This is a genomic window from Zarconia sp., from assembly GCF_057467645.1.
The window spans coordinates 19,069-44,730 of sequence record NZ_JBRJXU010000018.1 but is presented as its reverse complement, the minus strand read 5'-3'; the positions used below and the strand labels follow the sequence as shown (position 1 = coordinate 44,730).

Sequence of the window (25,662 nt, the reverse complement as noted above, 5' to 3'; positions counted from 1 at the left end):
TTATTACTTATTACTTCTTCTGTCTTCTGTCTTATCTTCTACCTTAATCGGCAGCGCCTGGTCTAAACACGAAAAACTCATCACATCTTGTGGCGTTTGCTCGGAAGCATTGAGATTGGAGTCAACAACCCCCGCAATTTTGAGAGCTTTCGTGACCAACTCCGAACAAAATAACGCCGAGACCGATTCCCGATTTTCCCATTTCCAGCGATCGAAAATATCTAATCCCGCCCCCATCACTTGAACGCTATCGTAGCGCACTTGCTGGTTGTGAGTTTGCCGCAACCACGCCTGCATCTCCTCTTGACCTTCTTGAGGTAACGGTTGTTTGAGGGGAGCCCACCAAACCGAACCATCGTACATCATGATTCGCTTGGACAGCCAATGTAATTGAACTCCTTTGATCAACTGCGAGTTGGTCGCATCGACACCGTCTGTTTCGGTGGTGGATTCGATGAGGAGAACGCTATCGCCAAATCCCCCCGGCAATCGAGCGTTTAACACCAGTCCGACGTGAGAATAAATCGAACCGGTTGCCCATTTAATCACAGAAGAAAAGCCTGCATTACCGGAAAACCCAATCACATCCCCTGTTTTCATCTGAGGGCGATACTTTTCGTATAAATCTAACGGGCTTTGGGTTCTATATCTCATAGGAAAAGGGTGAGCTGGAGCGATCGAGACCGTCTCGATTGAGTTTACTACATCTGGCGATCGATGGGGAGGAGGACTGGGCGCTAGGGAGGCAGCGGTCGGACCCCGCGTCGGGAGGCTTCTGGAGAAGTGAATGGACGAAGGGACAATAGGTGTATTCCTTCTTCTCCCCATTCCCCGTTCCCGATTCCCCGTTCCCCGTTCCCCGTTCCCCATTCTCATCAGAGACTGTAAAAAATACCCATTGGTCCTCAAATCGTGTAAAGATTTATTATCGATAGAACCGGGAAAAATATGGAGAATTTCAGTTCGATCGAAGGATTCGCGATCGCCGCTTGGGCAGTCAGTTCGTTGCTGTGGGCAGAGGTCGTGCGAGATATTTATCACGTGATTTGTCATCGAATTCCGGCACTATATCGCTGGCATGGATGGCACCATCGCGTATTTCGCAAAGATCTCACCCCCTTCAACGATCGGATCTATCGGCAAGCTCAGTGGCGGCATGATTTGCCCGAGTCCTTAGTGATGCTGGTGATGGGGTTGGGATTCTGGGCCGTAGCGCTGCAATTCTCCCCAACTTGGCATTGGGCGGCCCTTACCGGAATTCTGTATACTGGGACCTTTATCTTCGGCGCACTGGTTCGGGGATGGGGTTTTGAGTGGGCCCACGAACTGACGGATATCACCCATCTACCGGGACCGTTTCCTTCTCCGCCCGCCCAGTGGTTCGTTAACCGCCAATATCACTGGCGACACCATTTCGATAACCAAGACGCCTACTTTTGCGGGGCGCTCACATTTGTAGATCGACTTATGGGTACTGCACTATCGCTTAAAGGGAAAACCATCGCCGTTACCGGGGCTTCAGGAACCTTGGGCAAGGCATTGTTGGTACACTTGCGTCAAGCTGGGGCCAAACCAGTTGCCCTCACATCCAGTGCCGAAACCGTAACGGTTACCCTCAATGGAGAGAGTATGAGGATTCCCACCGTTCGCTGGAAAATCGGCAACGAAACCGAATTGGCGCAATTCCTGGAAAAAGTCGATATTTTGGTTCTCAACCACGGGATTAACGTCCATGGGGAACGCACCGCAGATGCGATCGAGCGATCGTATCAAGTCAATGCCCTTTCGGGTTTTCGGTTGATGGAACTGTTCCTCGCCACTGTCCGCACCAATAAAGACATCGCCTGTAAAGAAATTTGGGTCAATACCTCCGAAGCAGAAGTCTCCCCAGCATTCAGTCCCCTCTACGAACTGAGCAAGCGTACCATGGGAGATTGGGTAACCCTGCGGCGATTGGATGCCCCCTGTATTATTCGCAAGCTGATTTTAGGACCGTTTAAAAGCAATCTCAATCCCATTGGTGTGATGTCAGCGGATTCCGTCGCTCAGCAAGTGGTGAAGGGGGTGCAACGGGATACTCGTAATATTATCGTTACGATTAATCCCATCACCTGGATTGCATTCCCCATCAAAGAATTTTGCGTGTCGTTGTACTTCCGGCTGTTCAGCCAGTCGGCGAGCACCGCGCCTGGACCCGAGGTTCAGCCAGTGGCAGCGAATCGCGATCGTTAATCGATCGGGGTTTGAGGGTCGCGACAAGAAACAGAACGAATGTAAAACCATCGCATGAGTGGTGGGGGACGTTATGATATCCCGTGTAATCTTAAGTTCGGTCACCACATCAGTTGGGTATCGCGATCGCAACAGCCAGACGAATTAGGAGACTCGTGAAGGAGGGCTTCGAAGGGGGCAAGGCTAGCTCTCGCCAGAAGAATACTGGTGATGCTGGTGATGCTCAGACTGTCCTCAGCTCATGGAATGCAGCCATACCATGGGTGACAAGCGGCACACCAGCTCAACCGATCGCTCATGCCCCACATTCAGTCCTCTCAACCGTTTACCCATCTTGAATTTGAGCTGGGGCAGTCTATCGACCCAGAATGTTATACTGCTACATAACTCCCGTGCAAACAGGGTCGCGGGCGATCGAGATCGGGCGTGCATCTGACAGACACCCACCGTGTCCAACCCTTCAAAACGTTCCATCCGCCATCCGATTCGCTGAATTTCCAGAATTCCCGATACTTCTTGCGTATAACATCACAAGGCACATATGGTGTCTGGTGCGAACTTGAATTGCTGCTAACAAGGTTTCATACCGTTTGGGCGGGTTCAAATTAGACGATGCTTACCCTTCTTCCAGGTTATCAAATTAGTTTTTTAGTCTACGAAAGTACGACTTCTTTTATCTATCAGGGATATCGAGAACAAGACGATCGCCCCGTCGTCTTGAAAGTTCTCAAACCCGACTATTGTAATGCTCTCGAACTCGAACGATACCAACGAGAGTACAGCATTACACGTCGCCTCAACTTTGAGGGGATTATTAAAGCGTATACCCTCGAAAAATACCAAAATACGTTAGTGATGGTTTTTGAGGATTTTGGTGGAAAGTCCTTAAAAGCTTTAAGAAAACAACGAGAGTTTACCCTCTCCGAATTTTTGACGATCGCCATTCACATTGCCGAAATTTTGGGACAGGTTCACTCGGCGGGTGTCATTCATAAAGATATTAACCCCTCGAATATCTTATTTGCGCCCGAGTCCGGTCAGGTGAAATTAATTGACTTCGGGATTTCGAGCGGGATGAGCCGCGATCGCCTTCCCATCCCCAATCCCCAAGGTCTTGAAGGAACCCTAGCTTACATGTCTCCCGAACAAACCGGTCGTATGAATTGGGAGATCGACTATCGTACGGACTTCTATTCTTTGGGAGTCACCTTCTATGAATTGCTGACGGGAACGCTACCTTTTAAAACCAAAGATGCGATGGAATTGGTACACGCCCACTTAGCCATCGCCCCCACTCCCCCCCACAAAATCCGTCCGGACTTGCCGCAACCGGTTTCGGAAATCGTCATGAAAATGTTGCAAAAAACCCCAGACGATCGCTATCAAAGTGCTTGGGGAATTCAAGCCGATTTAGTACTGTGTTTAATGCAACTCGAAGCCACGGGACTGATTGAAGATCTCGTGCCAGGGGAAAATGACGTGACCCACAATTTTCATATTCCCACCCGGTTGTACGGTCGAGAGCGAGAAGTTCAAACGTTACTCGCAGCTTTCGATCGCGTAGTGTCTCCCCCGGAGAATCCCACTGCATCCCCCGGACGGCCCGCCGCACTTCCCCAACACTCCGTCTCCCCGGCTGTCGCCTCGAACGTCTGTGCTCGTACCCCGCCATCGACCACCGAATTCATGCTGGTGTCGGGATATTCGGGGATGGGAAAATCGGCTTTAGTGGCATCGATGTACCGACCCGTCTCTCAACGAGAAGGATACTTCATTGCTGGAACCTACGATCGACAAAGCCAAGATCGTCCCTTCTCGGCAATCATTGCCGCCTTTGGAGATTTAGTCCGCCAACTGTTAACGGAAACGGAAGCTCAACTTGCCCGATGGCGAGAGAAGCTCGCGGCTGCATTGGAGGAAGAAGGGCAGATCGTTATCGATGTCATTCCCGAATTGGAACTGATAATTGGCGAGCAACCTCCCCGACCTCCCCTCGAACCAGAAGCCGAACGAGAGAGGTTTGCCAACGTCTTTCAATCCTTCGTTCGCGTATTTTGTTGCAGTTGCGCTCCCATCGTCCTGTTTCTCGACGATTTGCAATGGGCCGACGATACCAGTCTCGAACCCATTGAAAGGCTTTTGAGCGATCGAGAAATTCAACACTTACTGATCGTGGGAGTTTATCACACCAATGAAGTGGGGGCGACCCATCCGCTGATGGCATTACTCGATCGGGTGGGCGATCTCCCCTGTGCGGTGACGGAACTCGAACTCGAACCCCTCGAACTCGAACCCCTCGTCCAATTGATTGCCGATACCCTCCACAGCGACGAACGAGCGGTCAAACCCTTAGCGGGTCTGGTTCGATACAAAACCAACGGGAATCCCTTTTTCATTCGAGAATTTTTGAAGACTCTCTATGCAGAAAAGTTACTCGTTTTTGATGAAGAATCCATCGGTTGGCAGTGGGATATGACCCAAATAGAGGGGATGGGGATTACGGAGAACGTCGTGGGATTAACCATTGCCAAGTTAAACACCCTACCGGACACCACCCAAATCTTATTGGGGTTAGCTGCATGTATGGGCAAGTATTTCGATCTCCATATTATTGCGGCAATTTCCCAAAAATCCGTGTCGAGCGCCTTTCAAAATTTGATGCCGGCCCTAGTGGAAGGATTGGTTCAACCCATCTCGGAAGTGAGTTCGAGTTTGGCAAATTCTCGCGATTCTTCGGTGTTGATCGCCCAATATAAGTTTTTGCACGATCGCGTTCAACGCGCTGCCAGCGCTCGCCTCGATGAAATGACGAAAAAGCGGATTCGGTTTCAAATCGGCAAAACGCTTCTCGAACGAGTTCGAGAAGATCGGCGCTCCCAAATGCTCTACGAAATTGTCGATCACTGGAATGCGAGCTTCGAGGCGATCGGCGATGGCAAAGATAAAATTGAGCTCGTGGCGTTAAACTTAGAAGCTGCCCGCAAAGCCAAAGATGAAATGAGATACGACTTAGCGCTCGAGTATCTTATTTCTGGTATTCAAAGCGCTCCCGAAGAAATTTGGATCTCGGAGCGCTCGCTCGCATTTGCCATTCATAAAGAGCGAGCCAAAATTGAGTATCTCAATGGGAATTTAAAACAGTCGCAAATTTTAGTGCGGTATTTATTCGATCGAGCCAAATCTCCCATTGAAAAAGCCGAGTTTGAAAATATTTTAATCGCCCAACATACCTTGGAGTCCAAGTACGATCGCTCCATCGAACTCAGTCTGAAAACCCTAAGTTCTCTAGGCGTTGACCTGCTCGTATCTAATCTAGATTCGTTTCTCGAAGAAGAATTCTCTAAGATAGAAAGCCAACTGGCTATCGGGGAGATCGATAAATTACAAGAGCTGCCGGTGCTCTTGAGAATTGATATCGCCACGGTGATGAAGTTATTGCGCAGTTTAGCGACCCCGGCATTCTTTCAAAATCGATCGCTGTTTGCGGTTGCCACCCTTAAAGCCATCGAGCTTTCCCTAGAATACGGTCGCTCTCCCGAATCGATCGCCGCATACGCTTCCTACGGCATTTTGCAAAATACGATCTTCAACAATCCCGTTCGCGGCTTTCAAATTGCCACTTCTGCCGTAGAGTTGAGCGATCGCACGAACGCTCCGGCTCAAAAGTGCGAAGCCTCGATGAAACTCGCAACGTATCTGATGCCCTGGGTGAAACCGCTCCGGCAGAGTTTGAGGGTATTTGAGGTGGGTTACCGAGTGGGAATTGAGGCAGGAGCGCTGCAATTTGCCGGATATGCCATTGCCTATAAACTTTTAACGTTATTCTATGCCGGGACGAATCTCGGCGGGATTTTATCAGAAATCCCACAAGTTTTAGGGGTGTGTCAGAAAGCTCAAAATCTATGGGCGATGGATACCATTGCCGGGCTGAAGTTTCCCCTTCTCAACTTATGCGGGCAAACTCAAGATCGTTGGGCATTTCAGAACTCAGAAATGGGAGAACTAGACTATTTAGAAACCTGTCAACAACATCAAGGTATTACTTCTATTTGTATCTATCAGATTTACAAGCTGCAAATTCTCTACCTGTACGGTTGCTATGACGAAGCTCTAAATGCAGCGATCGCCGCTCGGGAGCATCTAAGGGTCATCGAGAGTACGATGTCGGTGGCGGAGTATCACTTTTTCTACGGCTTGACGCTCGCAGCCCTGTATCCTTCCGCAGACAAGTCCCAGCAACGCAAATATTGGCAAACCCTAGAAGAAATTCAAAACAAGCTTGAGCGTTGGAGCGATGGCTGCCGGGAAAATTTCGAGCATAAGTGGCTGCTGCTGTCGGCAGAAATGGCTTGGACGTCCGGTGATATCCTAGAAGCGATCGAACTGTACGATCGCGCGATCGCCTCAGCTAAAGAAAACGAATTTATTCAACACGAAGCCCTCGCCAACGAACGAGCGACGAAGTTTTGGCTCGCACGCGGGAAAGAAAAAATCGCTAGTCTCTATCTCAACGAAGCCTATCGCGGCTACCAACGTTGGGGATCCTCTCGAAAAGTTGAAGAATTAGAAGAAACCTACGCTTATTTGCTCGCACCCCCTCCCATCGATCCTCCCTTTCGAGATCCCCTGACCCCGAACTCGAAATTGAAGTCTTCAATGACGGTGACCTTTAATTCAACTCGAACTCGGGCGGGATCCCTAGATTTAGCAGCCGTCACCAAAGCCGCTCAACTGCTTTCGGGAGAGATCGTTTTAAGCCAACTGCTCGATAAGTTGATGCATACGATCGTCGCTAACGCCGGTGCCACCACGGGATTTTTGATGTTGGAACGGGATAAACAGTTAATTGTTGAAGCCATTAAAAGTGTCGGTTCCGACACCGTTGCCTTGCAGCAATCGATTCGGGCCAACCAAATCGATCGTTTACCCATGTCGGTGATTAATTACGTGGCCCGAACCCACGAAAATGTTGTCTCGAGCGATCCGGCCGCAGAGTCTGCTTTTGCAACAGACCCCTACATCCAGTTGCACCAACCGAAATCGATCCTGTGCGCGCCGATTCAAGGTCAGGGCAAGTTGATCGGACTCGTTTATCTGGAGAATAACATTACCTCCGGCGCGTTTACTGACGATCGCCTGGACGTCTTGCTACTCCTGTGCGCTCAAGCGGCGATCGCCCTAGAAAATGCCCGCTTGTACCACGATCTCCAGCAGTCGGAAATGCGCGAACGAGAACGGGGGCGCGAGCTAAAACAGTCCCTCAAAGACCTCCAAGAAGCCCAACTCAAACTGGTTCAGGGAGAAAAAATGGCAACCTTAGGTCAGTTGGTGGCCGGAGTTGCCCACGAAATTAATAACCCCGTTGGGTTTATTGCCGCGAATATCAGCCACGCCCAAGGATATGTTGAAGATTTAAACAGTTTGCTCGAACTGTATCAAGATATTTATCCCGAACCCGCACCCGAGATTGTCGATGAAATTGATAGTATCGATCTCGATTTTATTCTCGAGGATTTACCCAAAATTATCGGTTCGATGAAAGTCGGCACCGATCGCATTCGCCAGATTAGCAAATCCCTAACCACCTTTTGCCGCAGCGATACCTCAGCCAAAGTCTCTGTCAATCTGAATGAAGGCATCGACAGTACGTTGATGATTTTAAAACATCGCTTGAAAGCCAACGATCGACGCCCTGAAATCGAGATCGTTCGAGAATACGGTCACCTGCCGACGGTCAGTTGCTATGCGGGTCAACTCAACCAGGTGTTCATGAATATCCTCGCCAACGCCATCGATGCCTTTGACGAATTGAACGAACATCGCACCTACGCCGAAATCAAAGAGAATCCCAATCGAATTACCATTACAACAGAACTCAACGACCTCGGAAATCGGGCGATCGTCCGCATCGAAGATAATGGCAAGGGGATGACGCCCGAAGTTCAGCAACAAGTCTTCGAGCATCTATTTACGACCAAACCCGTCGGTAAGGGAACGGGTTTGGGGTTATCGATCTCGCGTCAAATCGTGATCGAAAAACATGGCGGTCAGTTAAACTGTTACTCAGCGCCCGGAGAAGGCACTCAGTTTGCCATCGAGATTCCCCTCTCTTAACGTCAGTTTTGGATGGTTGTATCCGGCAAGGGTTGGAAACGGAAAAAAGTTAAGCTTGTGTGCCACTTGTCAAGGGGAATAGGGTGTGGAATGTGGAGAATAGTACGCGAGTTGGTTGCGAGTTGGATCGTGGATCGGTCATCGGAAACAGTTTAGATCTGAAGAGTCAATCGAGAGACAAAACTAAATATGGGGCTTGACAAACGAGCAGTTTTCTCTGTCTTGCACCAATACCCGACACCCCACACCCATTGGTGAAAGGTTAAGCAATTTTGCCAGATGTCAAGTCGATCGTATCGAACCGTTCAACCCCTTCTAAACTAAGCTTTCCGACGATTTCTCTCTTGTACGCAGGGGGTATGGGGGAGGCGTTTGGTCCCCCAGCGGGAGGGCGGAGCAAAGCGGAGGGGGACCAAAGCGGAGGGTTGGGGGGTCTCCCCCCAATTCCGGGTTTTCGGTCGATTATTGACGGGTTGACAACGTGAATACAGCCTTAACCTTTCACCAATGCCCCACACCCTACCCCCACCCGACACTTTTTATCCCGAACTGACATTCATATCGCTTTGCTGCCAAAGCCCACCTTCACAGGTATCCTCATTGATGTGGCTGTGGCGATTTCCCTCAAAGTGAGTCGTATCACCCCACTTCACTCTAAAGTGACCCCCAAAGTGACCCAATTCGATGGAAAATAGGGTAAGCTCAATGAGCGCTTAGAGTTTTCCTCTTTTGTTGTGGGGTGTCACCGTCTCCCTCTCCCATGGAGCGAGTGCTCAAAGAAAGTATCGAGTTATATTTGGGACAGCGTACCATCGCTTTCTCGATCTGTTTTAGAAAAAAGATGCGGCATGTCTTCGTCACAGCGTTGTTAATCGATCCACAACCCGTGGGGAGGAGTATTTACTTTGGAGGCTAGTCAATCCGATCGCTTCAATCGAGATGACGATCGACTTCTGTTTGCAGAGGAAACCGAAGATCGAAGTGTTCCCCAAGACTACGAAGAACGGCCTTGGAAAGTTTTGATTGTCGATGATGACGAAGAAGTTCATAAGATTACTAAATTAGCCTTAAAAGACTTGACATTTGAAGATAAACCCCTTCGATTTTTGAGTGCGTATTCAGGTAAAGAAGCTCAAGAGTTAATTGCCGCTCACCCAGATATGGCCATTGTTTTACTCGATGTGGTGATGGAAACCGAAAATTCTGGGCTAGAAGTCGTCGAATACATTCGCAATGTCTTAGGAAATCAACTGGTTCGCATCATTCTCCGAACGGGACAGCCGGGACGGTTGCAGGAGAATTTGATTGTCTTGAAATACGATATTAACGATTACCGAACGAAAACGGAACTGACGGTTCAAAAGCTATTTACAACGGTGGTGACCTCTTTGAGAACCTTTAGCGTTTTAATCGGCATGACGTAGAAATTTGGAGGGGTTAGACGAACGAAAGTTTGGAGAAAATGTCAATTCGTTCCTCGCCACGACCCTCTCACAACAATCGAACGAAACCGCCCATGGAATTCGGAGATCGACGAGATCGCCCTCAAAGCTGCTATAATCACGCCTGGGTTGCCTACCAATTACACCGAAATTGATGTTCGATCGCCCTTTGTTTTCGTCTGTTGCTGCCTGTGGCATAGCAATCGCGGCACTCGCATCCCCGGCTTCCGCCCAGACTCGATTCAACGATATCCAAGGACATTGGGGGCAAGCCTGTCTGCAAGAGTTGGGAGATCGTCGCATCCTCAACGGTTATCCCGATGGCAGCTTTCGCCCCAATGCCCCGGTGACGCGAGCGGAATTTGCCACCATCCTCGATAGCATATTCTCCAGGCGAGACCCCGTTCGAGAGGCGATCGAATTTGCCGATACTGACGGACATTGGGCTGCCATTGCCATTACTGGCGTTTACGAACGGGGATTTCTCTCCGGTTACCCCAATCGTCGCTTCGAGCCGAACCAAAACATTCCCCGCGTTCAGGCCTTAGTGGCTTTAGTCAACGGTCTTAAATACGTCCCCTCCCAAAAAGACATCCAACTCACCCTCACTCGCGCTTTTACCGACGCGGCGGATATTCCCAGTTACGCCACCGAAGCCGTCGCCGCTGCCGCAGAACGCCGGATGGCGATTAACTATCCCGATGCCACTCGCCTCGAACCCAATCGCAGCGCCACCCGAGGGGAAATTGCCGCGATGTTGTGTCAGTCTCTGGTGGAAATGGTGCCCGATGGGGCGATCGCCAGCGAGTACGTGACGACGGTTTCCCTGCCGGAGATTCGGGGGGTATGGATGACGAATATCGATAGCGACGTCCTGTTTTCCACCGAAAAGCTCAAAGCGGGTTTAGAGCGGTTGGCAGCCCTTAATTTTAATACCATTTACCCCACGGTTTGGAACTGGGGGTATACCCTGTATCCGAGCGAAGTTGCCGAAGCCACCTTCGGACGTTCCCTCGATCCCGAACCGGGATTGCAGGGTCGGGATATGCTCGCCGAGGCGATTAAAGAGGGCGATCGCTTGGGATTGCGGACCATCGCCTGGTTTGAATTCGGGTTTATGGCCCCCTCCTATTCCGAAATTGCCCAACGCTATCCCGAGTGGATTACCAGCCGCAGCGACGGCACCCAAACGAAAATGGAGGGCGAGCACGAACGGGTTTGGTTCAACCCCTGGCACCCGGAAGTCCAGGAGTTCATCCTCGATTTAGTGGTGGAAATTGTCACCAACTACGATGTGGATGGCATTCAGTTCGACGATCATATGGGTTTGCCTTCGGAGTACGGCTACGATGACTTTACCGTTGCCCTCTACCGCAGCGAACACGACGGCAAAGACCCACCCACGGATACCAAAGACCCGGATTGGCTGAAGTGGCGGGCGGATAAAATTACGGAATTTATGACCCGCGTCTTTCGCGCCGTTAAGGAGATAGATGAAGATTGCATCGTCGCCTTATCCCCCAATCCCCAAAACTTTGCCTACACCGAATTCCTCCAAGATTGGCGCACCTGGGAACGTCGGGGATTGGTGGAAGAAATTATGCTGCAAGTGTATCGCGACGATCTCGATCGCTTCGCGCGGGAATTGGAAGCCCCGGAGGTAGAAGCTGCCCGTCAAAATATTCCCCTGGGCGTGGGGATTTTAACCGGCTTGAAAAATCGTCCCGCATCTCTCGATATCATTCAATCTCAAGTGGCGATCGCCCGCAGCCGCGGTTTGGCGGGGGTATCGTTCTTCTTCTACGAAAGTTTGTGGCGTTGGACCACCGAACCGGTTGCGGAACGGGAGGAAGCACTCAGAACCCTGTTTCCCACCTTTGTCAGCGCGCCGGATGTTCTTGAGGATTGAGACGCAATTCACTTGGGTTCATTAGCGCAGCACCCGAGTATGTTAAAAGTTCTAAGTTTTACGCACAGCAAGCCATGTCATCAACGCGACACTCTGCTGACCCGCAGCAGGCCTTACCGTTTTTTGATTGAGCAAGTTGACCGAGATAGGTTGATTCGGCAAGGTAGAAAGCAGTAAACCGTTCTTCAAAATCTTCCGGTACAGACTTTGTCGCGATTCCTGTATCCAGGAGATTTCGCTGCCACTGTTTCACCTTGGGAAAAACTTTCAGAAAATCATAACCAGAGTACTGTTCTATAATAGCGGCCCGATGAAGTAACGGTAGCCATGCAATGTCGACCATGCTCAAGTCATCACCCTTGGCATATCGACCTTCCCCAAGCTTTGTCTCAATTTTTCCAAACGCTTTAGATAGCTTGGTCGCGCGTTCTTCAAGGGTTTTTGCATCTGGGCTTCGTTGTGTAGTGCATTGTACTAAGTAGTTCTTTGATGCTAAATAAGACCACGCACGGTCTTGGGCTTTTTGAACCGCATTATTAGATGAAAGCGGCGTTCCCACCACTTCGTCGAGATACTCCACGATGGCATCAGATTCAAACAGAATATCACCGTCATCGGTGATGAGAATCGGAACTTGTGCATTCGGGGAAATATCTAAAAACCACTGTGGCTTGTGACTGAGATCGATATATTCAATGTCGTAATCACTGCTCTTTACCTCCAACAGAGCTGTAACCCGCTGCACAAATGGACAGATTTTGAAGCTGATGATTTTCATAGCTCAGGCTCCCGATCGCGATCTCCACTGGCATTTATAGCCACTGCCAAACCCATTCGGACATCGCAAGGGCGATCGGGGGAAAGACCCCGGTAAGATGATTGAAGAGTCCTAATGGTCGTGACGATGGCTAGATGTGGATGTACTGGTACTATAACTAGTATATTTCAATATTTCAAGAATTATTGAAGTATGGAACGAATTGAAGCGTTACAAGCGATAAGAGCCTTATCTCAAGAAACTCGGCTCGATATTATTCGATATCTCGTTCAGTGTGGTGAAGAGGGTGCAGCCGCTGGTCAGATTGGGAAGGCGGTTGGAGCCAGTGCATCTCGAATGTCATTTCATTTGTCAGCACTCGAGCATGCAGGTCTTGTCTCATCTGAACGCCAGTCACGACATATTATCTATCAAGCGAACTTTACATCCCTTGGAGGACTGATCTCTTTTCTGCTAAATGATTGTTGTGGCAATCATCCTGATATTGCAGCTTGTTGCCTTCCTGGTGAGAACTGTTGCTAAGTTGACACAATCGAGGAGACCGATCTATAACCGATTGGTTAAGAATCGCCGTATAATTTCGCTCACTTCCACAGCCATCCGGGCGTCGAGTTCCACAGCTTCTCGATCGATATTCCCCAGGGCTTTAGCCGCCCGCAGAGTCATTGCCAGGGATTTAACCCCATCGCCATCATCTAACTGAAGGAAGCAAGTATAGGCAATTTCCGTGCGCCGGCGAGAATCGCTGTAGCCGTAGCCGACTTTGGAGAGGATGACGGGGGTGCGGATGCGCTGCTGCCATCCCAATTCTTCGATCGCCACATCCACGTATCGGGCAATATCTTTACCTCCCGATCGCGCGAACAGTTCTAAGTTATCCGATCGCATCCCCGGCAATCGGGCATCCTTCGGGAGGCGATCGTGCCATCCCGCCATTGCCATCAAGCGGGTGAGGGCATAGGCCGTTAACAGGTTTTCCCCTGGTTGGGAGGCGCGGGTTTTCTTTTCCCGAGAGGGTTTGACGAGGATGCGATCGCCTTTACCAATCGTCGGGGCGCCGATTATCGGATCTTCTCCGTACAACCCCCGAAAATTCAGATCGCGATTTCCGCTAATATTTTTAACCCACAGTTCGAGATCGGTGTAGTGTTGAAAGCATTTAAAGGTGGCAGCAAGGGCATTAGAACTGGCAATTTGTTCGTCGTAAGTCATCACCCCATCCATCGCCTGACTTAACTCGAAACTGCGATCGCCATCTCCCAGGCAAGCCTCTCTGGCATCTTCTTCTAAAGTGCAAAGTAAATTGAGGATAGGAATAATTTTGGTCGTACTCCAAAACTGCACTTTATTGAGGGCATTTCGTCCCAACCAACGTGCTTTAAATGGACCCCCTGCGGTGCCGCCGATGCATATACAGGCTTCTTGAATTTCTGGATGGAGAAACTGCAATTGGGTCTCATCAATCTCCGGGAGTTCGCCTAATGTGGGAAATTGGGGCGCGCCGGCAATCGCTAAGGCAATCTTTCGCTTTAAGCGTTGGGGATATTCTTCAACGTGCCCTCCATAGGGAGAGCCTTCAATTCCTCGATCGAGGAACGCCATTCGATAGGCATTAAATCCAGCTTCTGCTTGCAAGCAACTCGTATAAATTTGCGATCGCGTTTTTGAATTGCTTTCAAGGCGAATGAGACTCGATTTTGAGTTTCTTAAATTCCCGATAGGATTTTTATTTCGAGAACTTGAGTTTTTAGATGTGGGGCAAAAACTAAACAATTCTCGAATCAAACCTGCAATCCAGTCAATGATAAATTGAATCATGTTCGATCGCAATTTTGGCATTCAAATCTTGGTAGAATTATACCATTAACGCTTCCGTGCTGCTAAACGACGCTAAACTCTCCATAGAAGGGAAAAGCGGAAGGAAAATTTACCCACCAATTCAATGGGTGAGAACCGAAAAAGCTGCACGTCGCGTCACGATCTTGGTAATGAGGTTTCAGTTATGGCTTTGGGTCATTTGGTAGAGGGTCAGTGGGTGAGCGATCGCGAGCAAGAGGACGAAAAAGGCAGATTTATCCGTCCGAGTACCACCTTTCGCCATCGCATTACCGCTGACGGCAGCAGCGGCTTCCCAGCCGAGGCGCAGCGCTATCATCTCTATGTCAGCTATGCCTGTCCCTGGGCGCACCGAACCCTGATTATGCGGGCGTTGAAGGGCTTAGAATCGGCCATTGGAGTGTCCGTCGTCGATCCGTACATGGGGGAAGATGGTTGGTTTTTCTCCGAGGAACCCGGATGTACTCCCGACTCCGTTAACGAAGCCAAATACCTCTGGCAAATCTATACCAAAGCCGACCCCAACTATACGGGGCGAGTGACAGTTCCGGTGCTGTGGGACAAGCAAACCCAGACCATCGTCAATAACGAATCTCGGGAAATTATTCGGATGTTCGATACGGAATTTGATGCGATCGCCGAACGTAATCTACACCTAGTTTCCGAAGATTTATCCGACAAAATTGAAGAAACGATCGATGCCATTTACCAACCCATTAATAACGGCGTTTATCGAGCGGGATTTGCCACGACTCAGGCAGCCTATGAAGAAGGGTTAACTGATTTATTTAAAGCCCTAGAATCTTGGGATGAGATTCTCAAAACGCAACGATATTTATGCGGCGATCGCCTCACGGAAGCCGACATTTGTATGTTCACCACCCTGTTGCGCTTCGATGCCGTTTATTACGGTCATTTTAAATGTAACTTGCGCCATCTTTGGGACTTTGAAAATCTCTGGAATTATCTCAAAGACATTTACCAGCAACCGGGGGTGAAAGCCACCTGTCATTTCGACCATATCAAACAGCACTATTACAAGAGTCATAATAAAATTAATCCCACCGGCATCGTCCCCAAAGGTCCCATTTTAGATTTAGATTCCCCCCACGATCGAGATCGCCTTGCATGAAGTCTTTTAGGGAATGGAAAAAGACGGTTTCATCGATTGTGTAAATCAACCAGCGTGCTACTATATCCGTCGTTAGTACGCAAGTCTGTTAAAAGCTGACGGCTGACAACCGATCGCTGAATACTGACACCACCGTTACACTACAGTGGCGAGTGCGGGCTAGGCAATTCTGTGGGGAACGAAGCGAAGAAAAATCCCCCTCTCCTCTCTTTCAAAAGTGTTGCTACCCGAACCCACAGAGAATTGAACCAACTTTGACGCTGTTCTAAGATAAGAGGAGTCCGTACTACCGTCGCATTGGGTGCGTCAAACGCTCTGCGGCTGCGCGCGGATAAGCCGATCGATCTGCCCAGTTTTTCGTTTTTTTAACAGCACTCAAAAAAATTTACGGTGAACACAACTATGGGATTTTTTGATTCAGACATCGTTCAACAAGAAGCCAAACAGCTCTTTGAGGATTATCAAGCTCTCGTTCAACTCGGCAGCAAGTACGGTAAATTCGATCGCGAGGGCAAAAAGCAGTACATCGAACAGATGGAAGCGATGATGGAGCGCTATCGCATTTTTATGAAGCGTTTCGAGCTATCAGAAGATTTTATGGCTCAGATGACCGTCCAGCAGCTCAACACCCAACTGGGGCAATTCGGGATTACCGCGCAGCAGATGTTCGACCAAATGCACCAAACCCTCGAACGCATGAAGTCGCAAATCGAGACCTAAGAGGTCAGGGGAGTGAGGGAAGAGGAGGAAGGTATTCGTATTCCCCCTCTATCTACGTTCTCCCGTTTCCGTATCCCCAGCTTAGGGAGGATCGAACTGACTGGCTGGGGTAAAACTCTGAGCCGGTTCCGATCCGATCGCTTTGAGCATGAAATCTCGCCACACCGGCGCTACCACTTGACCCCCCGTCGCCCCGTAGCCGAGGGGATAGTAATCATCGTGACCGGCCCAGACTGCCACGGAAAGTTGCGGCGTATACCCGACAAACCAGACATCCCGTTCCGAAGAGGTGGTTCCCGTTTTCCCAGCGGCCGGGCGACCGATATTCGCCGTTTTCGCCGTCCCTCGGGTAATTACCCCTTGCAACACGTCGTTGAGGGATGCTGCCGCCCAGGGATCGAGGACGAGGCGGGGTTTGGGAGTATTATCGAGCAGGACGTTCCCGCCGCTATCGGTCACCTGAACGATAAACGTAGTTTCCGATCGCCAGCCATCGTTGGCAAAAGTGGCAAAGGCCCCTGCCATTTCTAGTGGCGTGAGATCCACCGCCCCCAACGGCAGAGAAATCACCGGATCGATGGGACTCTTCACCCCCAAAATCCGACAAATTTCGATCACTTTATTCAAGCCCACCGTTTGACCCAGGGTAACGGCCGGGATATTGAGGGAAACTTCGAGGGCATTGCGAATTGAGACCGCCCCGGAAAAACCGCCCCCGTAGTTTTGCGGCGAGTAGTATCCATCCCCATCGGGATAGCTGACGGGGGAATCGCTAACGATCGATTCAGGGCCGTAGTCTCCCGAGGCAAAGGCTGCGTAATACACGAAAGGTTTAAACGAAGACCCCGGCTGACGGCGCGCTTGGACGGCGCGGTTGAACTGAGAGGCTTCGTAACTGTATCCCCCGGCCATAGCCTTGACGAAGTGGGTGCGGGGATCGACAGCGGCAATCGCCAGTTGCCCTTGCTGGTAATCGTAATAAATTCCTTGACCGTAGAGAACGTCGTGCCAATAGGCGGCCGTATCCTCGACGGTTTTTTGCAGGGCGGAATCGAAAGTGGTTTGCACCCGCATTCCCCCTTTCACCACCGCATCGCGACCGAAGCGGTCGGTGAGTTCCTGAATCACCGGTTCGGTAACGTAGGGCAGCTTGCTCGTGGGGAAAGAGGTGACGCGACCCAACCCAATCGGCTGTTTGCGGGCGGTTTCCGCTTCTTCAGGGGTCACCCACTGGAGTTCCACCATCCGACTCAACACCAGCGCCTGCCGCTTGCGGGCCGTTTGGTAGTTCACGAAGGGGCTGTACTCTTCTGGGGCTTGAATTAACCCCGCCATCATCGCCGCTTCGCCGAGGGTGAGTTCTTTGGCCGACTTAAAGAAAAAGCTGCGGGCAGCGGTTTCCGCACCGTAGAGGTTGTGACCCCAGTACACTTGATTGAGATACAGCTCGAACAGTTCGTTCTTTTCTAAAATTTGTTCGATCCGGATCGCCAGCACCGCTTCAGCGATTTTGCGGCTAAAGGCTCGTTCTGGGGACAAAAAGAGGTTTTTGACCAACTGCATGGTCAGGGTGGACGCCCCTTCGACGGTTTCTCCTTCCTCCCAGTTCGCTAAAAAAGCCCGTACCACCGCGCTGGGGTTGATGCCGTGGTGGAGATAAAAATGACTGTCTTCGATCGCCAGAACGGCCAACTTCAAATTATCCGAAATTTGATTGAGGGGGACGACTTCGCGGTTGGCTTCGTCATGAATGCTAAACAGCAGCTTGCCATCGATATCGTAGATGTGGCTGGTTTCGGTCGGCACGTAGCTGCGGAGAATTCTCACATCCGGCAAATTCCGGAAACTAATTGCCAGACCGACCAACCCTCCAGCAATCACCGAACTGGCGAGCATCGTAATGCCGAGCACCGTACCAGCGGTTACTTTACTAACAGATTGTACGAACCGGAAAACCCGCATGGGAGTTCCTGGCTTACCTGGTTGAATCGTGTTGACTGACACAGCGACTTGACTTCCTCAACAGATGAACTATACCCGAGGGTAGGATGCGGGGGGACTCTGAATTAGACACACCGAGACGATTGACCTCGAGTGTCGAATCAACAAGACCCGATACCTGTGCGCGGTCGACCGCTGGATCGGGAATCGAAATGCCTTGCAAGGGAGTGAAGCTGGGGGAGCGATCGCTTGCGAAGGATTTTCGATCCAAATCTTAATAATATCTACTTTACTTCATACGCATTCGATTCTAAGCGATAATAGCAGGGATTGCCGATCGCTAATATTGTATGAATACCAGCCTGCCGTGGTTATTTCGGGGAACTGAGGAAATTTTTCCCGACAAACCCGAATCTGACGATCCCACTGAAAATCTCGCCCAACTACTCGCACAAAGCGATCGCCCTCTACGGGTTAAACTCGGAATCGATCCGACGGGTTCGGACTTACATTTGGGTCACAGTATCCCGGTGCGGAAGCTGCGAGCGTTTCAGGATGCCGGACATACGGCGGTGCTCATTATTGGCGATTTTACCGCGCGCATTGGCGATCCCACGGGGAAATCGGAAGTCCGCAAGCAACTCACCCCAGAAGACGTGAAGCGCAATGCGCAAACCTACCTCGAACAGGTACGTCCGATTCTGGATTTCGACACCCCCGGACGGCTGGAAATTCGCTACAACTCTGAATGGTTGTCGAAGCTGGATTTGGCAAAGACCCTAGAATTGCTCTCGACCATGACGGTGGGACAAATGCTGGCAAAGGAAGGGTTTTCCCTGCGCTACGAACAAGGCAATCCCATTTACCTGCACGAGTTTTTCTATCCTTTGATGCAGGGGTACGACTCGGTGGCGGTGGAAGCCGATGTCGAGTTAGGGGGAACCGATCAGAAGTTCAATTTGGCTGTGGGACGGGATTTACAGCGCCATTTCGGTCAAACCCCCCAGTTTGGCTTGCTCTTACCCATTCTCATCGGTACCGATGGAGAACAGAAGATGTCGAAATCCCTCAACAACTACGTGGGGATGAAGGAAGATGCCCTGTCGATGTATTCCAAGTTGGAAAAAACGCCCGATGCATTGGTGGAGCAGTATTTCGAGCTGTTAACCGATCGAGATCTGACCTCCTTGCCGGAGAATCCCCGCGAACGGCAGAAGTTGCTGGGGTTGGATATCGTTACCCAATACCACTCTCCCGAAGCCGCAGTGCAGGCGCAACAGGCGGCAATGACCCTCGTGGGTGGCAGTACGGCAGGAACGGCCGAAGCAGTTCCAGAATTCTCTTTGGGGGGAATCGAGTTTCCGGCGAAGTTATTTTACATCCTCGGCGCGAGTGGGTTGTGCAAAAGTAGCGGCGAGGGACGGCGACAAATTCAGGGGGGTGCGGTGCGTTTGGATGGAGATCGGATCTCGGATGTGAATCTCACTTTTGATTCGCCAGATGCGCTGGCGGGGAAAGTGTTACAGGTGGGGAAAAAACGATTTGCGCGCCTCGTTGCCTAAAAAGAAGATTTTAACGGCTTCAAATTTGAGTTAAATTCGATTAAAGCACGTCCAAAATTAAGTATTTTAACTTAGGTAAATATAGCGATGTTCTATGGCGGTTCGACTGCACGAGCTCGCTCTATTTTTTGGTAAAATTACCTGAAGATCGAGCTTTCCCCAAAGCCGCTCTTTCTGGCTGCATCTTAACCCGAATGCAGGTGGGTTTAGATTCAATGAGACGCTCCCCTGTTCGCGAGTGAGCGATCGCCTATTTTCACAGAACTGGCGACAAACCCGATCGACAAAACACACCCGCTGGCGATCGAAAATTCTCTGCCCACTTTTTGAATGTCGGCAAAGTTGTGGGTTGCCTCCTCACCTTCTACTGGGTTTGCATCACCTGGATATTTTTCCGGGCCACCGATTTGGTCTCGGCTTTGGCTGTGGTTCGATCGTTTGTTTTCTTCGATTCTCCGGGCACTCGGGATTTAGGTGTTGGGGCACTCTGGATTTTTATTCCCTTGGCGCTCGTACATTGGGTCACCTATCGAGGTTCCTTGAGTCATTGGTGGCAACGGATTCCTGCATGGAGTTTTGCTGGGCTCTACGGGGTGTTGGTGGCTCTCGTCGTGCCCTTCGTTCCCCTGGGTTACACTCCCTTTATCTACTTCCAGTTTTAGGGGAGAGCTATCTCTCCAGTCGAGAATGCCGCCACTGCCGCAGTTGTTCCTGGGCCCATTCCGTTTGTCCGGCCCGAACGAGAATTTGTCCGGGATAACCGAAGAGTTCGGGGGGTTTTGTCACATTAATTAAACTGGCAATTAAATCCATCGCCCCGGAACCGGGAAAATGCCGCTCTCCCGATTCACGGGCCGACATTCGTTCGAGATACATCGTCCGTTCGATGTCTTGAACCGATCGAGTTCTATTCATCAGTTCCAGGCACCGATCGAAATCGTGCAAATGTTCGTCGAGCCAGGTTAGATAATACTGGGAAAAGGTTTGGTTTGAGTCGCTCAACCAGCGATCGGCATCGGAAAAGGTCATTACCCTTCCATACTCTTTGCCGTTAACGATTAAAATATTTCGATGACCGCACCCGCATTCAAATAGAGGAATAAATCCAGTCACCGAAACATCCCACAGTTCGAGACCGGCTAAAGATTGAATATCGTCATTATCGAGTAAATCGGGGTAACAATCGTACAATTCTCCTTTCGATCTCGTCTCTAAAATACCGAGTCGAGCAGCGATTTTAAACAAATATTGAGTTGAAATTCGATCGAGTTCTGTGATTTCTAAAGATGATGAGAGTTCGTCACCATGATATTGAATTAAAATCTCTCGATCGGCTTGCCAGTTGAGTGCGATTTGTTGGCGCATGAGAGTTTCTCGCCCGAGAAAGGGATGGGAAACATCGCGATCGCCTTGAAGGCTTAAAAAGCAGTAGTCAGGTCCCGCACCACCGTTGCCAATGTATTTGAGAAAGTGCCGATAGTCTTCTGGTAACTTAACGCCGTACTCTGCCTCAAATTGCTGTAGTTCCGATTCCGACAAACAGGGGTTGAGGTGATATTTGTGAGTTGCCGAACCAAACACGGCAAACTGTCGATCGAGATTGCGGAGGCGATCGAGTTTGGTTTGAATTTCAGCGATAAGAGAATCGGACATGAACACTCAATTTTATTTCTGTCGTCGGAATTTATTTTTCGAGCGTTCGGTAAAATACTCGCCCTAGAAGAAATCCATCGAAAGCGGTTCCAAACCCGCAAAAATTGACGATGCAGCATCAAGCGAGCGATGGTAGCAATTGCGATCGCCACTGCCGATCATCCCGCCATCGGTACTGCGCGTTCGCCCCACCACTGTCCCATATCGTAGATCCCCAAACCCCCTAAAATCTTTCGATCTCGGCGTAAAAGCCGAAAGCTTTCGGCTCCAAGGCGATCGCGGTAGATTTGCTCTTCCTTGGGGGAGGTATTGAAGGCTTGCACGAAAATCTCCCCCAAACTTCGATCGTCTTGCGAGCTGCAGATTCGATCGAAATAAATTTCGACGAGGTAAGGGATATGCGGGGAAATAATAGACCAACTGTAGGGGTCAACGGTTGCATTCCCCGGACAGCAAATTCTTGGCAAGCTCGTATCTGATTCTTTGCAAGTTCCTAAAATTGCAAGTTCCTAAAATGCGTTTAAGCTGCCGGTTCCACCAATAGGGGATCGAGTTGACCCCGACTGTCGAGGGCGTACAAATCGTCGCAGCCGCCGACGTGGCGATCGTTAATGAAAATTTGGGGAACGCTGCGCCGTCCGTCTGAGCGTTCGGCCATCTCGCTTCTAGCCTGTTCGTTGCCATCGATTTTGTATTCGGTATATCGCACTCCTTTCCACCACAGCAGGAGTTTGGCGCGAATGCAATAGGGGCAGGTCTGCCACGTATAAATTTCCACGTTCGCTTTGATGCGCTTTGGGTCGCGTTTCAGAATCGGATTGAGAAAGTCTAACATTTTCGTAAATTGAGTAAAGGATTTTAAATGGAAGTGTTTTTTCCATCCGAGACCGCCACGCTCGTACTCACTGCGTCCCCGAGTCCCCACGTTCCTGAGTTTGTCCGATGCTGCCCGGAAAGGGGAGCCGACTCCGGACAAATTTGGGGCAAGCGAACTTTTTCCACAGAGGGCGTGAACCCCAGCCACTGTAACGAAAGCCGAGCAAACTGTTCCGGGCAGCCGCTAACGCCAAATCGGGTGGGTAACGGATTTCCTTCGCCGCGCAGCCCCAACAAATCCAATTCTCGCGCCGCAGCCTGGGCCAGGGCAATCGCTGGATCGACGAGTTGCACCGTGGGTGGCAGAATCTTCTTCAAAACGGGGGCGAGATGGGGATAGTGGGTGCAGCCGTACACTAACGTATCGATTTGTTGCCGCAGCAGGGGTTGTAAGTACCCTCGGACAATGCGGTAGGTTTCAGGTTCGTAGATTCGATTGCCCTCGACGATGGGGACGAACTCCGGACATCCCACTTCCCAAACCTTTACCGTTTTATCGGCTTCTAGCATAGCCCGTCGGTAGGTTCCACTTTTGGCAGTGGCTGGGGTGGCGATCGTACCGATGCGCCGACCTTGGCCGACAGCAGCTTTTGCACCGGGCAAAATGGGACCGAGGATGGGGAACGCAAACTCCGATCTCGTTGTATCGAGGGCAAGAGCCGCACTGGTATTGCACGCCACGATCGCCATTTTTACCCCCTCTTGCTCCATCATCACCAGAATCTCGCGCATGAACTGCAAAATTTCCGCAGCGGAGCGGGTTCCGTAGGGGAGGCGAGCGGTATCGCCGAAATAGAGGTAGGATTCGTCGGGCAGTTGTCGGTACAGTGCCCGGAGAACGGTGAGTCCTCCCACACCACTGTCAAAAATCCCAATTCGTTTTCGATTGTCGCTCATATATTCGTTTAATGTTCGAGGGCGATCGGGAATCGAGGTCAGATCGAGATTCAGTGGCAAAAATGAACCCATTTGACCGATCTGACCTCAAAACCGAATCGAATAAGTAATTTTGCTGACCTTACCACGGGCTGAACGATTGAGATTGTTTGAGCCAATACTTTCAGCTCCAGACTGGGTCATCGATCGTCTAGATGTCGTTCGCCATTCACGGGATTCCTTTGTTGACCTCAAAGGAGATTTTTGGGGTTGGCTCTCCCCCGCTTCTCCATTCTCGCTCTATGGCGATCGCTTCACCGGTGTTAGCGGATGTATTCACTCGCCAAGAGCGCGATATTCTCTACCATCCACTCAACTTTCGCAAGCTGGACCCGGACAGTATTGGGCAATGTAGGCGAGAATCCCGCGCGCGATCGCCTCCGCCAAAATTTCTTGATACTCCGGTTCGGCAAGTCTCGGCGCATCGTAGCGACCGGTGACAAAGCCTAACTCTACAAGGACGGCGGGCATATCCGTATTGCGCAGGACGTAAAATCGAGCGGTTTTCACGCCGCGATCGGGGCCCCCAGTGGCTTCGAGGAGATAGCTTTGAATTATCTGGGCAAGCACGCCCCCAGTACTGTAGTAATAGGTTTCGACACCGTTAACATCGGGACGGCTGAGGCTGATGGCATTGGCGTGAATGCTGACAAATAAATTCGCATCGATCCGGTTGGCGAGTTGGACGCGGGGTTCGAGGTCGAGATCGATATTTTCCGAGCGGGTTAACACCACCACAATGCCCTGCTCTTCAAGCAATTGAGCGGTTCGGTAGGCTACCGGATCGACCACCTCGATTTCCTGCAAGCCGCCGATGCCGACAGCTCCCACATCGGGACCGCCGTGACCGGGATCGATGACGACGACAATTTGACCATCGGTATTGAGAGACCAATCGAAGGAGTCGTTGTTGCTGTTGTTGCTGTTGTTGCTATTAAATGTTGGGGGTTTGCTCGGCGGCGCGTTGACGGAGTACGACTCGATGTAGACGCTCAAGAGTTGGGAACTGGGCTGATTGACCTCAACGGTCACTTGCGGCATCGGTCGAATCCGAATCCAAATCGTATCGGCATCGAGCTGTTCGACGCGCACCCGCGAAATTGTCCCACCCGAGGGGGGTTCGACGATGGAAACCTCGGAACTCAAACGGGCGGATTCGATAGTAATTTCGTAGTAGAGGGGAGATGCCCAACCGCTGGTATAGTTGAGGGGACCGTCGGCCTCCATCAAAATTTGATTGCCCGAAATATCCACCGACTCAACGATCGTCACTCGGTCTGCGTCGTGGGCGCTCGTGGGTGGGATGGGATCGTTATCTTGGAGATTTTTAGCGGCAACCTCCCCAGGCGGGCGATCGACTTGCATCAAAGCCCGGTGTTTGGCGCTCTGTGGAGTCGTTCTGGCGCGCTCTTGGAGCAAGAATCCCTCAGAGGCAAACGCAACTCCTGAAGACGACAGCACGAGCGCACCGACCAAACTGGGTAGGAACCCGGGGAATTTCACCATAATTTTTACAAGTTCTCCTTACAAGGGCAATGACTGCAGACTTGGCAAAATGGATGGACAAACCAGCACCACACGAACTCACCCTCTAAAACCAATTGAGAAGACATCCGGATGCAAGATAACACAAAAGAGCGATCGGACCGATGGTGGCACTCAAGAAGACCATTGAAGACGCACTGGATGTGCTAGGGTAATCGATCGATGACTCTGACTGGGTTATAGCTCTCTCAATGACTTGCACGTTCCCTCGGCTTAACCTCAACTTTCAAAATTTAGGTAAACACTTAGACAGAAATTCGGGCAGAGTGAGTAAAATAGCAGTACGCGAATGACAACTGTGCAAGCACGCTCTTAACGTAACAATCCTTAACAAAGCTGACATTAAATTAACACATGGCAGTACCTGCAAAGAAACGCCAACGCGACCTACCCCAAATCAATGAAAGAATTCGCTTTCCCAAAATTCGGACCATCGATACCGATGGTGCCCAGCTGGGAATCCTAACGCCGAGCGAAGCTCTACGCATGGCTCAAGACAAAGGACTCGATTTGGTTTTAGTGAGCGATAAAGCCGACCCTCCCGTTTGCAAAATTATCGATTACGGCAAACATAAATACGAAATCGAGAAAAAACAGAAGGAAGCGAAGAAAAAACAGCATTCCGCCGAAGTCAAAGAGGTCAAGATGCGCTACAAAATTGAGGAGCACGATTATCAGGTGCGCCTCAAGAATGCCTCGCGCTTTCTCAAATCCGGTGATAAAGTCAAGGCAACGGTCATGTTTCGCGGCCGAGAAATTCAGCACTCCGATCTAGCTGATGTCTTGCTCAAACGGATGGCCAAAGATCTCGAAGAGGTGGCAGAAGTACAGCAGTGGCCCAAGCGAGAGGGTCGCAGCATGATGATGTTGCTCTCTCCGAAAAAGTAGCGCCCACCTAGCGCGATCGACTCCTTGAGTGTTCTTGACAAAAAGCAGGCTATAATATAGAGCTTGCTTTTTGTTGGTTGCGAGCGTCCGAACGACCC

At 50.5% G+C, this 25,662-nt stretch carries 20 protein-coding genes; 11 read left to right on the top strand and 9 right to left on the bottom strand.

The annotated features are described in order from the left end of the window. Positions 1–3: 3 nt before the first annotated feature. Complete coding sequence (locus tag AC2215_RS02885) at positions 4–654, bottom strand: hypothetical protein (protein WP_486808447.1); 651 nt, start codon at positions 652–654, stop codon at positions 4–6. 294 nt (positions 655–948) lie between these two features. Between AC2215_RS02885 and AC2215_RS02880 the strand changes: the two genes are divergently transcribed. From AC2215_RS02880 to AC2215_RS02860, 5 genes are all read left to right on the top strand, one after another. Next, positions 949–2,232 carry a bifunctional sterol desaturase/short chain dehydrogenase gene (locus tag AC2215_RS02880; RefSeq protein ID WP_486808446.1) on the top strand — a complete coding sequence of 428 codons (1,284 nt, stop codon included), beginning with the start codon at positions 949–951 and terminating at the stop codon, positions 2,230–2,232. A 612-nt stretch (positions 2,233–2,844) separates the two neighbouring features. Beyond that, positions 2,845–8,346 carry a trifunctional serine/threonine-protein kinase/ATP-binding protein/sensor histidine kinase gene (locus AC2215_RS02875; RefSeq protein WP_486808445.1) on the top strand — a complete coding sequence of 1,834 codons (5,502 nt, stop codon included), beginning with the start codon at positions 2,845–2,847 and terminating at the stop codon, positions 8,344–8,346. A gap of 566 nt (positions 8,347–8,912) precedes the next feature. Then, positions 8,913–9,041, top strand: coding sequence for a hypothetical protein (locus tag AC2215_RS02870; protein ID WP_486808444.1), 129 nt, complete (start codon positions 8,913–8,915; stop codon positions 9,039–9,041). Between the two features lie 210 nt (positions 9,042–9,251). Beyond that, the gene (locus tag AC2215_RS02865) at positions 9,252–9,770 is read left to right on the top strand and encodes a response regulator (protein WP_486808443.1); all 519 of its coding nucleotides are present in this window, start codon (positions 9,252–9,254) and stop codon (positions 9,768–9,770) included. Positions 9,771–9,942: 172 nt separating this feature from the next. Beyond that, on the top strand, positions 9,943–11,697 hold the full coding sequence (locus AC2215_RS02860; protein WP_486808442.1) for a glycoside hydrolase family 10-like protein: 1,755 nt from the start codon (positions 9,943–9,945) through the stop codon (positions 11,695–11,697). A gap of 58 nt (positions 11,698–11,755) precedes the next feature. Here the strand turns inward: AC2215_RS02860 and AC2215_RS02855 are convergent, their stop codons facing one another. Next, positions 11,756–12,475 (bottom strand): glutathione S-transferase family protein, encoded by a 720-nt coding sequence (locus AC2215_RS02855; RefSeq protein WP_486808441.1) that lies wholly within the window; start codon positions 12,473–12,475, stop codon positions 11,756–11,758. A 192-nt stretch (positions 12,476–12,667) separates the two neighbouring features. On the opposite strand from AC2215_RS02855, the gene AC2215_RS02850 reads away from it, so the two are divergent. Continuing rightward, positions 12,668–12,997 (top strand): ArsR/SmtB family transcription factor, encoded by a 330-nt coding sequence (locus tag AC2215_RS02850; protein ID WP_486808440.1) that lies wholly within the window; start codon positions 12,668–12,670, stop codon positions 12,995–12,997. A 24-nt stretch (positions 12,998–13,021) separates the two neighbouring features. Here the strand turns inward: AC2215_RS02850 and AC2215_RS02845 are convergent, their stop codons facing one another. Then, positions 13,022–14,110, bottom strand: a complete 1,089-nt coding sequence (locus AC2215_RS02845; RefSeq protein WP_486808439.1) for a hypothetical protein — start codon at positions 14,108–14,110, stop codon at positions 13,022–13,024. 367 nt (positions 14,111–14,477) lie between these two features. On the opposite strand from AC2215_RS02845, the gene AC2215_RS02840 reads away from it, so the two are divergent. After that, complete coding sequence (locus AC2215_RS02840) at positions 14,478–15,443, top strand: glutathione S-transferase family protein (protein ID WP_486808438.1); 966 nt, start codon at positions 14,478–14,480, stop codon at positions 15,441–15,443. 402 nt (positions 15,444–15,845) lie between these two features. Beyond that, positions 15,846–16,163, top strand: a complete 318-nt coding sequence (locus AC2215_RS02835; protein ID WP_486808437.1) for a DUF1825 family protein — start codon at positions 15,846–15,848, stop codon at positions 16,161–16,163. A gap of 81 nt (positions 16,164–16,244) precedes the next feature. Here the strand turns inward: AC2215_RS02835 and AC2215_RS02830 are convergent, their stop codons facing one another. Then, positions 16,245–18,167 carry a transglycosylase domain-containing protein gene (locus tag AC2215_RS02830; protein ID WP_486808436.1) on the bottom strand — a complete coding sequence of 641 codons (1,923 nt, stop codon included), beginning with the start codon at positions 18,165–18,167 and terminating at the stop codon, positions 16,245–16,247. A 287-nt stretch (positions 18,168–18,454) separates the two neighbouring features. Between AC2215_RS02830 and tyrS the strand changes: the two genes are divergently transcribed. Beyond that, a complete protein-coding gene (tyrS, locus tag AC2215_RS02825; protein ID WP_486808435.1) occupies positions 18,455–19,666 on the top strand; it encodes a tyrosine--tRNA ligase in 1,212 nt (403 codons plus the stop codon). Between the two features lie 326 nt (positions 19,667–19,992). Then, a complete protein-coding gene (locus AC2215_RS02820) occupies positions 19,993–20,328 on the top strand; it encodes a hypothetical protein (protein WP_486808434.1) in 336 nt (111 codons plus the stop codon). 7 nt (positions 20,329–20,335) lie between these two features. Here the strand turns inward: AC2215_RS02820 and AC2215_RS02815 are convergent, their stop codons facing one another. The 5 genes from AC2215_RS02815 to AC2215_RS02795 all read right to left on the bottom strand — a co-directional run bounded on the left by AC2215_RS02815 (position 20,336) and on the right by AC2215_RS02795 (position 24,637). Continuing rightward, positions 20,336–21,319 (bottom strand): SMI1/KNR4 family protein, encoded by a 984-nt coding sequence (locus tag AC2215_RS02815; RefSeq protein WP_486808433.1) that lies wholly within the window; start codon positions 21,317–21,319, stop codon positions 20,336–20,338. A gap of 158 nt (positions 21,320–21,477) precedes the next feature. Continuing rightward, a complete protein-coding gene (locus tag AC2215_RS02810) occupies positions 21,478–21,786 on the bottom strand; it encodes a hypothetical protein (RefSeq protein ID WP_486808432.1) in 309 nt (102 codons plus the stop codon). A 53-nt stretch (positions 21,787–21,839) separates the two neighbouring features. After that, positions 21,840–22,154, bottom strand: a complete 315-nt coding sequence (grxC, locus tag AC2215_RS02805; RefSeq protein ID WP_486808431.1) for a glutaredoxin 3 — start codon at positions 22,152–22,154, stop codon at positions 21,840–21,842. 23 nt (positions 22,155–22,177) lie between these two features. Then, a complete protein-coding gene (gene murI, locus AC2215_RS02800; RefSeq protein ID WP_486808430.1) occupies positions 22,178–23,092 on the bottom strand; it encodes a glutamate racemase in 915 nt (304 codons plus the stop codon). A 351-nt stretch (positions 23,093–23,443) separates the two neighbouring features. Further along, positions 23,444–24,637, bottom strand: a complete 1,194-nt coding sequence (locus AC2215_RS02795) for an N-acetylmuramoyl-L-alanine amidase family protein (protein ID WP_486808429.1) — start codon at positions 24,635–24,637, stop codon at positions 23,444–23,446. A gap of 393 nt (positions 24,638–25,030) precedes the next feature. Here AC2215_RS02795 and infC point away from each other — a divergent pair, with 393 nt between their 5' ends. After that, entirely contained in the window at positions 25,031–25,564 is a 534-nt protein-coding gene (infC, locus tag AC2215_RS02790) for a translation initiation factor IF-3 (RefSeq protein ID WP_486808428.1), read from the top strand. The last annotated feature ends 98 nt before the right edge of the window (positions 25,565–25,662 follow it).